Below are 14,264 nucleotides of genomic sequence, written 5' to 3' on the forward strand. Positions count from 1 at the left end.
CGGCGCTCCTCGCCCGCCCCGGACTACCGCGGCCCCTGGTCGGGGAGCCGGCCCGATCGCCGGCGCAGCAGCTCGCCGGCGATCCCGGCGATGACGGAGATGACGATCACTACGAGCGCAATCCACACCGCCGCGTCCCGCAGCCCAGGAATGGCTGCCGCCGTATAACCCAGAAGGATCAATCCGGTCCCCCAGACGAGCGCCCCGAGCACGACCGCGATCAGAAAGCGGGACCATGACATCGCCACGGTCCCGGCGAGTACCGGCGCGAACGTCCTCGCCCACGGCACGAAGCGGGCCACAACCAGGGTGATCGGCCCGAACCGCCGGTAGAATTCCTCCGTACGGGCCAGCACCGTGGCGTGCCTGCGCTCCAGGTACGGCCGGCCGAGACGATGCCCGGTGTAGTAGCCCGCCGCCGCCCCGACGGTGGCTGCCGCCGCGACCCCGATCGCGAGGACCGCGACGGACACGTTCGACGCCGCGTCCGCCGCCATCAGCCCGGCCGCGAAGAGAATGGTGTCACCCGGAAGCCAGAACCCGATCAGGATCCCGCTCTCGACGAAGATGACCGCGAAGAGGACGACGTACAGCGTCATCCCGGACAGGCTGCCGACGTCCACTCGACCAGTGTGCCGGCCCTTGGTCGGCACCCGCCGACCAAGTCGGCGGGGACCACATCGCGCGGATCCGCACCGCGCCGGCGACGTCAGCCGCATCCGACCCCGGGACGGGGCAAGGCGTCATACCCTTCGCCCATCAGGAGTCCACGGCGGGCTTCGGCCCGATCCGGCTGCCCTGCACCGCGGGTGCATGGCTGATCGGCGCCCCTACAGGTTCGTAAGGAGCCCCACCGATGCCCATCGCCACGCCAGACGTATACGCCGAGATGCTCGACCGGGCGAAGGCCCAGTCCTTCGCCTACCCCGCGATCAACGTGACCTCGTCGCAGTCCCTGAACGCCGCGCTGCGGGGCTTCACCGAAGCCGGCAGTGACGGCATCGTGCAGGTGTCCACCGGCGGTGCCGAGTACCTGTCCGGCTCGACGGTGAAGAACATGGTCCTCGGCGCGGAGGCACTGGCCGAGTTCGCCCACCACGTCGCGGAGGCGTATCCGGTCAACATCGCCCTGCACACCGACCACTGCCCGGCCGACAAGCTTGACACCTACATCCGTCCCTTGATCGCGATCTCGAAGAATCGGGTGGCCCAGGGGCGCGAGCCGCTCTTCCAGTCGCACATGTGGGACGGCTCGGCGGTCCCCCTCGAGGAGAACCTCAAGATCGCCGAAGAACTACTCGCGGACGCCGCCGCCGCGAAGATTGTTCTCGAGGTCGAGATCGGGGTCGTCGGCGGCGAGGAGGACGGCGTCGTCGGCGCGATCGACGAGAAGCTCTACACGACGCCGGAGGACATGTGGCGGACGGCCGAGGTGCTCGGCACCGGCGCGAAGGGGCGCTACCTGCTCGCCGCCACCTTCGGCAACGTGCACGGTGTGTACAAGCCCGGAAACGTCAAGCTACGCCCGACGATTCTGCACGAAGGACAGGAGTACGTCGCCAGGAAGCTCGGGCTGCCAGCCGGCGCGAAGCCGTTCAACCTCGTCTTTCACGGCGGTAGCGGGTCGGCTCTCACCGAAATCCGCGAGACCCTCGACTACGGGGTGGTCAAGATGAACGTGGACACGGACACCCAGTACGCATTCACCCGCCCCATCGTGGACCACGTGTTCAAAAACTATGACGGCGTTCTCAAGGTGGACGGTGAGGTCGGCGTGAAGAAGGCGTACGACCCGCGTACCTACGGAAAGCTCGCGGAGAGCAGCATGGCGGCCCGCGTCGCCCAGGCGTGTGAGGACCTCCGTTCCGCCGGCACCAGCCTCGGGCGGGCATAGTCCGGCCCAGGAGCGCACGCCGGCTGGCGGGATCGGTTCGTCGGATACCGGCCGGCCTGTCCGCCGGCCGGCGGACAGGCGGACAGATAGCCGCCGGCCGCGAAACCAGGCAACCGAGCAACCGCCGCCGCTCGTCCGAGGACATTCTCCGGGCCCCTCGGTCCGACCCTCTCCATCATTTCCGGCGGACGGAACGACCGGCACGCGGCGGACATCCGACCCGCCCCGGTCCGATGCACGACCCGCCGATTTCCCGTACTATGCCGGCCCGCACGGTCCCCCGGTCGCTCCGACGGCTGGGGGACCACTGTTTAGCGGGCGCGGCACCCCGCTCCTCGCGTAACGCCGCCCCCGCCGGCAACCAGCAGGTTTCGGCCAAATGAGCGGACACGCACCGGACCTTCGGTAACCGTTCACCTACCGCCCCGCCCCCACGGAACCCCTTCGCCCACTGCGGTGGCCCGACAGGCGCTTTTTACAGTAGGTGTCCGATTGAATCCGCCGTGTGCAAAAATCACAACGCTGTAAGTTACCGCCCGATTTCCGTTGTTTTTCTCACAAAAACAGGCTTCAATGGACGAAGTGTAGTATCAGGACGATCACTCGCGTCGATCTCGTAGCAGGGCCGTCACGCCTTTGTCGACATGTCACACATCTGGCCTGATGTGGGACTCTCCGCTCATCGTCGACCATCGGCAAACAGGGTGACCGGCCGAGCACAAATGCCTCCGCACGCCGTACCGCCAGGTTGATGAGCGGGCGCGCACGCGCGATACCAGGCCGCCAGTTCCTACTCAAGCAGGCGCGCCGAGTGTGCTCTTTTTCACGCACCCTATTCAATGCTTGGCGACTCGCCGGGCGGCGTGGTTATGGTTTTCGCCGTGCCCGGCAACAACGTCGGGCATTCGTCGGGCGGCACGCCGAATCCTGCCCCTGGCCGACGATTTCTCGAACCGGGCGGCAGGAACGGGGGACCCATCTCCGAGTATCGAAAGGATTCGATGCTCTCGGGGTGAAGCCATGTGCGACGACCACACGGAAAGGTATTTCCGGTGCGGCTTCCGTCTCCAGGGATCCCTGGCACGGCCGGGCAGTTCCCAGCCCGAATCCGACAGCTCACCTCGCAGGCGTGGGGAAGGACCACAAGACATGTCCGACGCACGTATCAGTGGCCGACAATGCCGCGCCGGTACCCGCAGCCGGGCCCGGGCCCTCGTGGTCGCGCCAGTACTCGCGGCGGCGGTGGGCGGCACCTTCGCGCTCAGCCAGCCGGCCGATGCGGCCACCACCTGGACGGGCCTGCGGCAGTGCGAGTCCGGCGGTGACTACACGACCAACACCGGCAACGCGTACTACGGCGCTTACCAGTTCTCCGCCAGCACTTGGCACAGCCTCGGCTACGGCGGTCTGCCGCACCAGGCTCCCCCGGCCGTCCAGGACGAGGCCGCACTCAAGCTCGCCCGGCGGTCCGGCTTCGGCCAGTGGCCGGCCTGTGGCCGCGGGATGGGCGCCGACCAGCTCGCGGGCGGCTCGTCGAGCTCCTCGGGCCAGGCCTCGCGCACGACGGAACGCCGCGAGCTGACGGTCAGTCCCATCTCCATGAGCACTCCTGTATTCACCCGTAACCTGACGACCGCACTGGCCAGGCAGGTACGTGACGACGTGCGGGCCTGGCAGGCCCGCGTCAACCATCTGGGCTATCCGCTCACGATCGACGGCCGCTACGGACCACGCTCCGCCGCAGTCGCCCGCGCCCTGCAGGCCGCCAAGGGACTCGCCGTCGACGGCATCGTCGGCCCGGCGACCTGGCGGGCCACCTTCCGCTGATCCGCTGATCCTCTCCATCAGCTCCATCAACTCCATCAGCTGATCCATTCGCTCCGCTCCCGTGGCGGAGGGACGACCGCCGCGGGAACCGGACATCCCACCCCGGCGACACCGGTCAGGGGATCTCACCTCGACGACGGGCTGGCCCGACAGGCCTCCGGGCGATCTCCGGTTGACGGCCCGTACGGGCCGGCCCGTACAACCCACCACCAGCATCACCCGGACCGCACCCTGACCGGCCTCCGGCAGGGCCGACGAGGAACAGCAGGACCAGCGAGCCACCTGCGGAACCTGTATGGAAGTGGCACGATTCGCGCGATCCTCACTGGTTACTCCGGACCACCCCGGTTTGCGCTCCATGAGCGGTTCTCGCTAGAGTGCCGCTCACTCGCCTCGTCGGCGAGGCCGCCCGGACGGACGCCGAGTCCTGCCCCCGTACGAGCGGCCGGAACGAACATCGACCGCAGCGGGCAGGAGTGGGGGACCCACATTTCGGGCGCCGCAAGCGGCGTCCTTGGGGTAAAGCCGGTGCGTCCCGGCCCATGGTGGAGAGCGGTTCCCACCCGGGGTCGGATCCTCCGGCCGGGCCATCCCAGCCCGCACCCGACAGCTCACCCCGCAGGCGACGGGATTGGACTGACATGCCCTCTGGGCGTCGTGGCGGCAGACATCGAGCACCGCAGGCCCCATCGCCCGCCGGTCGCATCCTGCGCACCACCGGCGCGGTCACGGCCATCGTCGGCAGCGGCCTCGCGGTCACCGCGGCTCCGGCGGGCGCGGCCACCTCCGACGACTTCGCCAAGCTCCGCCAATGCGAGTCCGGCGGCAACTACGCGGTCAACACCGGCAACGGCTTCTCCGGTGCCTACCAGTTCGACGACCAGACCTGGCACGGGCTCGGGTACTCCGGCCGCCCGTACCAGGCATCGCCCGCCACGCAGGACGAGGCGGCCGCGAAGCTCTACAACCAGCGGGGCTGGCAGCCATGGCCGTCCTGCTCGGTCAAGATGGGCCTGACCAACAACGGCCCGGCCAGTGTCCCGGGCGGCTCCGGTGACGTCATCCAGCAGGCCATCACCCCGGTGGAACCCCCCATGACGCTGGACCGGGCCCGCCGGGAGATGGGGGACGGCTCGTTCAGGGGCACGGTCCTCGACGCGTCCCTGAGCGACGACGTTCGCCCGGACGCCTTCGTCTGGCAGGACAGGATGCGTCAGAAGGGCTTCGTACTCACCGTCGACGGCAAGTTCGGACCGCAGTCGCAGGGCATCGCCGCGCTGTACTCGTACCTCACCCGGGTGAGCGACGGTCAACCCGGGGTCGTCGGCCAGAATCTGTGGAACGTCAGCGTCAGGGCCTGACCGACCGGTCACCGTGCGCGCAGGGCAAGCGCGTCCGGGGTGACCTCCATGACGTGTGCGGCCGGTCGTCGGGCAGGATGCACTCATGATGACGCCGTCCACCTCGGGAAAGCCCAACCTGCTCTCCGGTCCGCCGCCGACGCTCCTGCCCTCCGACGCGGCCGCGACCGATGCGCTGGTCGCCGGTGATCCGCCGGATGCCGTCGCCGCCCGGCTGCCCGCGTTCAGCGTGCCTTGGGCCGCGCTCGCCGAGCTCGCGCTCACCGGCGGACGACCCGTCGAGGCCTATGCCTACGCCCGCACGGGCTATCACCGCGGCCTCGACGCCCTGCGCCGCTCGGGCTGGAAGGGCAACGGGCCGATCCCCTGGTCACACGAACCCAACCGCGGGTTCCTGCGTTCGCTCGCCGCTCTCGGTCGGGCGGCCGCGGCCATCGGGGAGGCCGAGGAGGCCACCCGCTGCCGGATGTTCCTGGCCGACAGCGATCCCGTCGCTGCCAGTGAGCTCGGCTTCACCTGACAGTGAGTTCATCAGGCCGTGTCGGTGGTGGAGACCAGCGAGGATGCCGCAGCCGGCCCCACGACCCCGCCATCCCTAGTAACCTCGCCCGGTGCCTGCTCTTGTCCTCATCGGCGCCCAGTGGGGCGACGAGGGAAAAGGAAAGGCGACCGACCTCCTGGGCGGCGCCGTCGATTACGTCGTCCGCTACCAGGGTGGCAACAACGCCGGCCACACCGTGGTCATCGGGGCGGAGAGTTACGCGCTCCACCTGATTCCCAGTGGCATGCTGCGGGCCGACTGCGTTCCCGTGATCGGCAACGGGGTCGTCATCGACCCGGGCGTGCTGCTGGCCGAGATGGACGGGCTCATCGCCCGCGGCATCGACGTCTCCCGGCTCCTGATCAGCGCGAACGCCCATCTGATCATGCCCCATCACCGGGCGCTGGACCGGGTTATCGAGCGCTACCTGGGCAAGGCGCGGATCGGTACCACCGGTCGCGGCATCGGTCCCACCTACGGCGACAAGGTTGCCCGTACGGGCATCAGAGTGCAGGATCTCCTCGACCCGGGCATCTTCCACAAGAAGCTCGAACTGGTGCTACGGGAGAAGAACCAGATCCTGGCCAAGGTCTACAACCGGCGCCGGATCGAGCTCGACGAGGTGGTCGAGGAGTACGCCGACTACGCGAAACGCCTGCAACCCCACATCGCCGACACCGGTCTGATCCTCGACCGGGCGCTGCGCGCGGGCAAGGTCGTGCTGCTCGAAGGCTCCCAGGGCACCCTCCTCGACGTCGACCACGGCACCTACCCGTTCGTCACCTCATCGAACCCGACCGCCGGCTACGCGGCCACCGGCGCCGGCATCGGCCCGACGAGGATCAGTCGGGTGATCGGCATCATCAAGGCCTACACGACCCGGGTCGGCGCCGGCCCCTTCCCCACCGAACTGGACGACAAGGTCGGAGAGGAGCTGCGCCGCATCGGCGGGGAGTTCGGCGTGACGACCGGCCGGGCGCGGCGCACCGGCTGGTTCGACGCCGTAATCGCCCGCTACGCGGTGCGGGTCAACGGCCTGACCGACCTTTTCCTCACCAAACTGGACGTCCTGTCGGGCTTCGACCGGGTGCCCATCTGCGTCGGCTACGACATCGGCGGCGAACGGGTTGACGAGATGCCCATGACCCAGACCGAGTTCCACCACGCCAAGCCGATCTACACCGACCTGCCCGGCTGGCACGAGGACATCTCCGACGTCCGGTCGTTCGCCGACCTGCCCGGCGCCGCGAAGGACTACATCAGGGCGTTGGAGGAGTTCTCCGGCGCCCCGGTGTCGGCGGTCGGCGTCGGTCCCGGGCGGGACCAGACGCTCGTCATCAATGACCTGGTCTGAAACGACTGGTCCGGAACGGACCTGATCTGATCCCGCCCGGCGCGGGCCGAGATCCGGTCGGTTCCGGTTGCACCCGGAAGCATTACCATCGACGCTTGGGCAGTCACGCAAAGCAATGACGTCCGGGGGTGGTGGCGGTGGCCGTTGTCAGGTCCCGGCCGTCGGATGACGATCCTTCCATCCCCGGGCGGACACCGCTGTCGCTGCCGGAACCGGCCGAAGCCCCGCAACCGGCCCGTTGGCCACCGGCCGTGAGACGCGGTTACCTGCACCCGACCGACTCCGACGCCTGGCCGGTCGGGTTCTCCCCCACCGGCGAGGCTCTGCCGCAGACCCTGACCGACGTGCTGCTGCGGGGCAGCCACGCCATCCGGAGCTCGAAGCGGGCCGAGGCACAGCGGCTCGAACGCGCCGCGGCCGTCGCCAGTCACGTCGACGCCCAGATCCGTGACTTCCTGGACTTCTGCGCGGCCGAACACCTGGTACCACCGGTCACGGTGCGGGCGACCCGCACCACGCCGCACCGCGCGCCGGTGCGGTACCGTGCCGGGCGGCCGCTGCCCGCGCTGGACCTGAGCGAGGGCGGGGCGCCACGGGCGGTCACGGACCCGGCGGCCCGGGCCGACCCGGCGGATCGGGCGGATCGGGCGGATCGGGCGGACGCGGGTGAGGCTGCCGTCGACCCCGGTCGCCGCCGGCGTTGGCCGGGACGGCGGGAACGGCTACAGGCGTGGCCACTGCTGTACTGGCGCTGCGAGAACTTCCCGGCTGCGGGGCGGTCGCTGCACCTGTTCGTCGAACCGGGTGGGCGCGCCTTCGAGGGCCGCGACGATCCCGCCCCGCTGACCGTGCTCGGCCGGGAGGTCCGGGTCTGGCCGGTCGACGCCGCCGCCATCGTCGCGGGCATGGCCGAGGTGGACGCACGCCGCTGCGCGCTGCACCTGGTGCACGGCATGGCCCACCTGCTCTGGCGGTCGGGTGTCGGGCTGTAGTCGCTCAGCGCGGATCGTCCCAGATGATCGGCCGGGAGTCACCGGCACCGACCGGGCACGACGCACACGATGATCAGCACACCCGCTACTGTGGAACCGTGACCCGACCGAACTGCGACGACGCGATGCCCCAGGCGGGGTTCGCCGGTTCGCGATGGCACCCGCGCCCGGTCCGGATCTCCGTCCCGGCGCCGCGCGCCAGGGACAACCGGTGACGGCCGCCACCGACCCTCGCGTCCCCCGCGCACGGCCGTGGCGGCGACGCGGCCCGCTCCGTCGGCGTTACCGGGAATTCGCCGCCGCGCACCGGGCCGCTGCTTGCGTCGCGAGGTGAACTGATGAAGATTCTTGTTGTCGGCTCCGGCGGCCGTGAACACGCGCTGTGCCGGGCGCTCGCCCGCGATCCCCGGGTCGGCTCGCTGGTCTGCGCGCCCGGAAACGCCGGAACCGCCGAGCTCGCCGAGCCCCGCCCGCTCGACGTCGCCGACCCGGACGCCGTCGCCGACCTTGCTGAGGCGGTCGGCGCGGACCTCACCGTCGTCGGTCCGGAGATGCCGTTGGTAGCCGGGGCCGCCGACGAGATACGCGCCCGCGGTCTCGCGGTCTTCGGCCCGAGCGCGGCCGCGGCCCGGCTGGAGGGCAGCAAGGCGTTCGCCAAGGAGGTCATGCGCGCCGCCGGGGTGCCCACGGCGGCCTCTCGCGACCACACCGAGATCGAGCCCGCCTTGGCCGACCTGGACGTCTTCGGCCCGCCGTACGTGGTGAAGTACGACGGGCTCGCCGCCGGCAAGGGCGTCACGGTGACCGAGGATCGCGACGCGGCCGTCGCCGCGGTCCGCGCGAGCCTGCGCGGACCGGACGACCGGGTTGTTCTCGAGGAGTACCTCGACGGGCCCGAGGTCTCCCTGTTCGCCGTGGTGACCGAGTCCGGCGCGGTCCTCCCGATGCTGCCGGCGCAGGATCACAAACGGGTCGGCGACGGCGACACCGGCCCGAACACCGGGGGGATGGGCGCGTACACCCCGCTGCCCTGGGCCTCGCACGGCCTGCCGGCGGAGATCGTCGCCACGGTGATCCGGCCGACGGTGGCCGAGATGGCCCGGCGCGGCACCCCGTTCACCGGTCTGCTCTACGCCGGGCTCGCGCTGACCACCCGCGGGCCGCGGGTGGTGGAGTTCAACGTGCGCTTCGGTGACCCCGAGGTGCAGGCCATCCTCGCCCTGCTCACGACGCCGTTGACGGACGTGCTCTCCGGCCGGCGGGCACCGGTGTGGCGCTCCGGCGCGGCGATCAGCGTCGTCGTCGCCGCGCACGGCTATCCGGTGGCCCCCAGGCTCGGCGACCCGATCCGCGGGCTCGCCGCCGCCGGCGCGCTGGCCGGCGTCGACATCCTGCATGCCGGTACCCGTAGGGAGCCGGATGGCCGGATCGTCTCGGCCGGCGGCCGTGTGCTGTCCGTCACGGCCATCGGCTCCAACCTGGAGTCCGCGCGAGGATCGGCCTACGAGGCCGTCAGCCGCATCTCGCTGCCCGGCGCCCATTACCGCACCGACATCGGAGATCCGTCCCGGATGCGCCACGCGGCCGACGTCCGTCGAACGGACATCGCGTCCGGCGAGGATCCCGCAGGACATAGAAAGAAGGAGTAGACCGTGTCGCAGAGCACCCCCGGGCCGGATCATCCCCAGGTGGCGATCGTCTTCGGATCACCGTCGGACACCCAGACCATGAGCAAGGCCGGCGCCACTCTGGAACGCTTCGGTGTGCCCTACGAGCAGGTGTCGCTGTCGGCGCACCGCGCGCCGCGCACCCTCGCCGACTACGTGGGTCAGCTACGGGCCCGCGACATCTCGGTGGTCATCGCCGGGGCAGGCCTGGCCGCCGCGCTGCCCGGCACCATTGCGGCCCTCACCACGCTGCCGGTAATCGGCGTGCCGATCTCCGGCGGGGCGCTGGACGGCATGGACTCGCTGCTCGCCATCGCGCAGATGCCGCCGGGCGTCCCGGTCGCGACCGTGGGTCTGAACAACTCGACGAACGCGGCGATCCTGGCGATCCAGATCCTGGCGCTGGCCGATCCCGATCTGGGGCTGAAGCTGGCCGCGTTCAAGGACGAGTTCGAGCAGGCCGCGGCGGACGGGCTGAGCGCGGCGGCTGCGGCCGGCAGCCAGCCATGATCGGCCGGTACACCCTGGCGGAGATGGGCCGGGTGTGGTCGGAGGCGCACAAGTACGAGCTGTGGTGTCGCGTCGAGGTGCTGGTCATGGAGGCGCACGCCGCCGCGGGCCGCATCCCCGCCGATTCCATCGAGCCGGTCCGGGCCGCCCCCGCTCCGACGCCCGAAGCCGTCGCCGAGGTGGAGGCCGTCACCCAGCATGACGTCATCGCCTTCCTGACCGCCTGGGCCGACCGCACCGAACCCCGGTCCGCCGCCGCCTACGTGCACTTCGGCATGACCTCCTCCGACCTGCTCGACACGGCGCTCGCGCTGCAGCTGGTCGAGTCGACCGACCTGCTGCTCGCCCGGGCGGACACTCTCGTCGCCGCGCTGCGCGACCTCGGCCTGGCCCACCGGAACACCCTGCGGGTCGGCCGGACGCACGGCATCCACGGCGAGCCGACGGTGTTCGGGCACCGCGTCGCGGACCTGGCGTTCGGGCTCGCCCGCTGCCGCGACCGGCTGCGCGCGGCCCGCGCGGACGTGGCCGTCGCCAAGATCTCCGGCGCGGTCGGGACGTACTCCAACATCGACCCCGACGTCGAGGCCTACGTGGCCGACAAGCTGGGCCTCACCGCGGCCCCGGTGGCCACCCAGGTCGTGCTGCGCGACGGCATCGCCTCCTGGGTCGCGGCGCTGGCCGGGCTCGCGACCGTCTGCGAGGCGGTCGCCCTGGAGGTCCGGCACGGCCAGCGCACGGAGGTCCGGGAGCTGTCCGAGCCGTTCGGCTCCGGGCAGAAGGGCTCCTCCGCGATGCCCCACAAGAAGAACCCGATCATGTCGGAGCGCATCGCCGGGCTCGCCCGGATCGTCCGGGCGCAGTACGTCCCGGTGCTGGAGGGCGTGCCGCTGTGGCACGAGCGCGACATCTCCCACTCCTCCACCGAGCGCATCGCGCTGCCGGATGCCGCCACCGGCGTCGACTACCTGCTGCACCTGACGACCCGGCTGGTCACCGGGCTGGTCGTGGACACCGCACGGATGCGGGCGAACCTCGATGCCACGGGCGGGCTGGTCTACACCTCGGCGGTGCTGCTCGAACTCGTCGAGACGGGGCTGTCCCGCGAGGACGCCTACGCCGTCACCCAGGCGGCGGCGATGGAGACCTGGCAGACCGGCGTGCCGTTCCGGGAAACGCTGCGCAAGCACGCCGGCGACCGCGGCCTGCCCCTGGACGAGGCCAGGCTCAACGAGGTGAGCCGGCCCGAGCGCTACACCGAGCGCCTCGGCCCGGTCTTCGACGCCCTGGCGGCCCTCACCTGACCCGCACCCCCGCACCTGACCCGCCGCGCAGCCGCGCAGGCATGGCGCGGTGCCCCGGCCGGCAGGTGCTGTTGTTCTCCCTGGGTACGGTCTGTCTATGCCGCTTACACATGAGGAGTTCGCCGGACTCACCCACCTGGGTTCGGGCAAGGTCCGGGAGCTGTTCGCGGTCGGGGACGACGCCGTGCTGCTGGTCGCCAGCGACCGCATCTCGGCGTTCGACGTGGTCCTACCGACCGAGATTCCCGACAAGGGAGCCGTTCTCACCGGGCTTTCGCTGTGGTGGTTCGACCAGCTCGCCGACCTGGTCCCGTCCCACGTCGTCAGTTCGAACGTCGACGAGTACCCCGCCGAGCTCACTCCGTACACGGAGCAGCTGCGTGGCCGGTCGATGCTGTGCCGACGCCTGAACATGGTGCAGATCGAGTGCGTCGCCCGTGGTTATCTGACCGGCAGCGGGCTGAAGGACTACCAGCGCACCGGCGCGGTCAGCGGGCATCCCCTACCCACCGGGCTGGTGGACGGCAGCAAGCTGCCGGCACCGATCTACACGCCGTCCACGAAGGCGCCGATCGGTGAGCACGACGAGAACATCAGTCGGGCCGACGCGGCCGGCCGGATCGGCACCGAGCTCGCCGCCGAGCTCGAGCAGCTGACCCTGCAGATCTTCGGCCGGGCCAGTGTCCTCGCAGCCGAGCGCGGCATCCTGCTCGCTGACACCAAGTTCGAGTTCGGTCATGACACCCAGGGCACGCTGCGGCTCGCCGACGAGGTCCTGACCCCGGACTCGTCCCGGTTCTGGCCGGAGGACACCTGGCGGCCCGGGGCCTCCCAGCCGTCCTTCGACAAGCAGTACATCCGTGACTATCTGACGAGTACCGGCTGGGACAGGACCACGCCGGGGCCGGAGCTGCCCGCGGACGTTGTCGAGGCGACCCGGGCCCGTTACGTGGAGGCCTACGAGCGACTGACCGGTATCTCCTTCAAGGACTACCTGTCCACCGTCTGACCGCGCTCGCATCGCGAACAGCACGAGAAGTTATGTTCTGGATACTATAAGTTCATCTTAGGTTCTCTCCTAGAAGAAGATCGAGATATCGAGAGAGGTGAGCTGCCATGGCCACGAAGACGGACCCTCCGCCACGGGCACGGACACAGCCGCACCGGGAGGACACGGACACCTCTGCCCCTGCGCGGGACCAGCGGCAGCCGGCCGCGCCCACGGGCCCCGAGCGATCGTCTGGCACACGCACCTTCACGGTCCGGGCACCGCTACTCACGTCGCGGTTCGAGGTTGGACGAGGTACGAGCATGCAGTGGCCGTCACTGGGCAAGAGCGCCTACTACCTGGGACTCGGCGGGCTCGCCGCGGCCTCAATCATCGAATGGCCGGTCGCGGCGGCGATCGCCGCCGGCACCTACGTCGCGCAGCACACCCGCCCAGGAGCCCCCACGCCCTCCTCTCCCCAGGGGGCCGAGGCCCCTGAGCGGGCTGAGCCCGCGCACGCCGGGAGCTGAACTCCGGCGGACTCGCCGCCCCCACGAAGTGGGGCATAACGTCATAAAGCAACAAATTGCACCTTCCGGCGTGAGCAGAGGGCTTCGTTCGGGACGATCGCCCGAACGAAGCCCAGCTCACAGGGGAGGGCGGCAACCATTGCAGCCGAGTTACAGTTGCCAACGACGTCCGGTACCCCATCCGAGGACTGGAACGGATCATGACTACTGTTTTCTCCACCACGCCCGGCCGCCCATCGACGGAATCCCGCGACCAGGCGGCCACCGCCACGGTCCCCTCCGCAAGGAGCATTGCCCCCTCCGCCCGGCCCAGCACGCTCCCCGGCTCGTCCCGTCCCGTCCTGGCCAGAGACCGGGCCGAGCTGCGCGCCGCGCTCGCCGCGCTCGACCGGCAGGCCAACATCGCCCGGCGGGATGAGGCCGGTCTGCCCGCGCCGGACGGCGCGCCCACTCGGGCGGCAGCCGGGCACCCGCGCCCGACCAGAGCCGTCGTCATGACAATGGGAGCGCTGCACGAGGGCCACGCCTCGCTGCTGCGCGCCGCCCGGGCCCAAGCGGACCAGGTGGTTGCCACGATCTACGTTAATCCGCTGCAGTTCGGCGCGGGTGAGGATCTCGACCGGTACCCGCGCACCCTGGCCGCCGATCTCGACGTGTGCGCGGGGGAAGGAGTCGATCTCGTCTTCGCCCCCGGGGTGATCCACGACCCGCCGCCGCTCGTCCGGTTGCAGGCCGGGCCGCTCGGTGAGCTGCTTGAAGGCGCCGCCCGTCCGGGCCATTTCGATGGGATGCTGACCCTGGTGGGGACCATGCTCCACCTGGTCCGTCCGGACCTGGCGTTCTTCGGGTGCAAGGACGCCCAGCAGCTGGTCTGCATCCGCCGGATGGTCGCGGACCTCGCCTTCGACGTCACCGTGATCGGTGTGGAGACCGTGCGCGAGCCCGACGGCCTCGCGATGTCGAGCCGGAACGTCTACCTGACCCCCGACCAGCGGCGCAGCGCGCTCGCACTGTCCCGAGCGCTCGCCGCCGGGGCACGGGCCCAGGCGGGCGGGCGGGACGCCGTGCTCGCGACCGCGCGGGAGGTCCTGGCCGCCGCGGACGGGGTGGACGTGGACTACCTCGCCCTGGCCAGCCCCGACGATCTACGTCCGGTCCGGAGCGGTCCCGCTCTGCTACTCGTCGCAGCCCGGGTGGGCACCACCCGCCTGATCGACAACATCGATCTCGTCCTGCCTCCGGAATCCCCGGCGCCGGCCCCCACCGGAGCTCCGGCATCCGCCGGATCCCCCGCCG

At 70.6% G+C, this 14,264-nt stretch carries 13 protein-coding genes and 1 riboswitch; of the genes, 12 read left to right on the forward strand and 1 reads right to left on the reverse strand.

The genetic code is table 11. The annotated features are described in order from the left end of the window. Positions 1–23 precede the first annotated feature (23 nt). Entirely contained in the window at positions 24–653 is a 630-nt protein-coding gene (locus AC08OO_RS18595) for a DedA family protein (protein WP_476607218.1), read from the reverse strand. Between the two features lie 203 nt (positions 654–856). Between AC08OO_RS18595 and fbaA the strand changes: the two genes are divergently transcribed. The 12 genes from fbaA to panC form a co-directional block, all read left to right on the forward strand. After that, entirely contained in the window at positions 857–1,894 is a 1,038-nt protein-coding gene (fbaA, locus tag AC08OO_RS18600) for a class II fructose-bisphosphate aldolase (RefSeq protein WP_476607217.1), read from the forward strand. 918 nt (positions 1,895–2,812) lie between these two features. Further along, a riboswitch (cyclic di-AMP (ydaO/yuaA leader) is annotated at positions 2,813–3,025 on the forward strand. A gap of 18 nt (positions 3,026–3,043) precedes the next feature. After that, positions 3,044–3,721, forward strand: coding sequence for a transglycosylase family protein (locus AC08OO_RS18605; RefSeq protein WP_476607216.1), 678 nt, complete (start codon positions 3,044–3,046; stop codon positions 3,719–3,721). 641 nt (positions 3,722–4,362) lie between these two features. After that, positions 4,363–5,082 (forward strand): transglycosylase family protein, encoded by a 720-nt coding sequence (locus AC08OO_RS18610; protein ID WP_011438720.1) that lies wholly within the window; start codon positions 4,363–4,365, stop codon positions 5,080–5,082. Between the two features lie 85 nt (positions 5,083–5,167). Further along, positions 5,168–5,602 carry a DUF3151 domain-containing protein gene (locus AC08OO_RS18615; RefSeq protein WP_476610453.1) on the forward strand — a complete coding sequence of 145 codons (435 nt, stop codon included), beginning with the start codon at positions 5,168–5,170 and terminating at the stop codon, positions 5,600–5,602. Between the two features lie 91 nt (positions 5,603–5,693). Next, the gene (locus tag AC08OO_RS18620; protein ID WP_476610452.1) at positions 5,694–6,977 is read left to right on the forward strand and encodes an adenylosuccinate synthase; all 1,284 of its coding nucleotides are present in this window, start codon (positions 5,694–5,696) and stop codon (positions 6,975–6,977) included. Positions 6,978–7,174: 197 nt separating this feature from the next. Beyond that, a complete protein-coding gene (locus AC08OO_RS18625) occupies positions 7,175–7,969 on the forward strand; it encodes a hypothetical protein (protein ID WP_476610455.1) in 795 nt (264 codons plus the stop codon). Positions 7,970–8,307: 338 nt separating this feature from the next. Continuing rightward, positions 8,308–9,618: a phosphoribosylamine--glycine ligase gene (purD, locus tag AC08OO_RS18630; RefSeq protein WP_476607211.1), complete on the forward strand. Its 1,311-nt coding sequence runs from the start codon at positions 8,308–8,310 to the stop codon at positions 9,616–9,618. Between the two features lie 3 nt (positions 9,619–9,621). Continuing rightward, positions 9,622–10,146 carry a 5-(carboxyamino)imidazole ribonucleotide mutase gene (gene purE / locus AC08OO_RS18635; protein ID WP_011438725.1) on the forward strand — a complete coding sequence of 175 codons (525 nt, stop codon included), beginning with the start codon at positions 9,622–9,624 and terminating at the stop codon, positions 10,144–10,146. Continuing rightward, the gene (purB, locus tag AC08OO_RS18640; protein ID WP_476610451.1) at positions 10,143–11,450 is read left to right on the forward strand and encodes an adenylosuccinate lyase; all 1,308 of its coding nucleotides are present in this window, start codon (positions 10,143–10,145) and stop codon (positions 11,448–11,450) included. Before purE ends, purB begins: the two co-directional genes overlap by 4 nt. Positions 11,451–11,547: 97 nt before the next feature. After that, positions 11,548–12,459: a phosphoribosylaminoimidazolesuccinocarboxamide synthase gene (locus tag AC08OO_RS18645; protein WP_476610450.1), complete on the forward strand. Its 912-nt coding sequence runs from the start codon at positions 11,548–11,550 to the stop codon at positions 12,457–12,459. A gap of 302 nt (positions 12,460–12,761) precedes the next feature. Beyond that, positions 12,762–12,968, forward strand: coding sequence for a hypothetical protein (locus AC08OO_RS18650; RefSeq protein ID WP_476607209.1), 207 nt, complete (start codon positions 12,762–12,764; stop codon positions 12,966–12,968). A 200-nt stretch (positions 12,969–13,168) separates the two neighbouring features. Then, positions 13,169–14,264, forward strand: a 1,096-nt coding sequence (panC, locus tag AC08OO_RS18655) for a pantoate--beta-alanine ligase (RefSeq protein ID WP_476618819.1), incomplete at its 3' end; no start/stop codon positions are given.

Source organism: Frankia sp. CeCAU1 (genome assembly GCF_977971845.1).

Bases quoted from the DNA above. Each gene is read 5' to 3' on its own strand.
- fbaA (WP_476607217.1), top strand. From the start codon at position 857: ATGCCCATCGCCACGCCAGACGTATACGCCGAGATGCTCGACCGGGCG.
- AC08OO_RS18605 (WP_476607216.1), top strand. From the start codon at position 3,044: ATGTCCGACGCACGTATCAGTGGCCGACAATGCCGCGCCGGTACCCGC.
- AC08OO_RS18610 (WP_011438720.1), top strand. From the start codon at position 4,363: ATGCCCTCTGGGCGTCGTGGCGGCAGACATCGAGCACCGCAGGCCCCA.
- AC08OO_RS18615 (WP_476610453.1), top strand. From the start codon at position 5,168: ATGATGACGCCGTCCACCTCGGGAAAGCCCAACCTGCTCTCCGGTCCG.
- purD (WP_476607211.1), top strand. From the start codon at position 8,308: ATGAAGATTCTTGTTGTCGGCTCCGGCGGCCGTGAACACGCGCTGTGC.
- purB (WP_476610451.1), top strand. From the start codon at position 10,143: ATGATCGGCCGGTACACCCTGGCGGAGATGGGCCGGGTGTGGTCGGAG.
- AC08OO_RS18645 (WP_476610450.1), top strand. From the start codon at position 11,548: ATGCCGCTTACACATGAGGAGTTCGCCGGACTCACCCACCTGGGTTCG.
- AC08OO_RS18650 (WP_476607209.1), top strand. From the start codon at position 12,762: ATGCAGTGGCCGTCACTGGGCAAGAGCGCCTACTACCTGGGACTCGGC.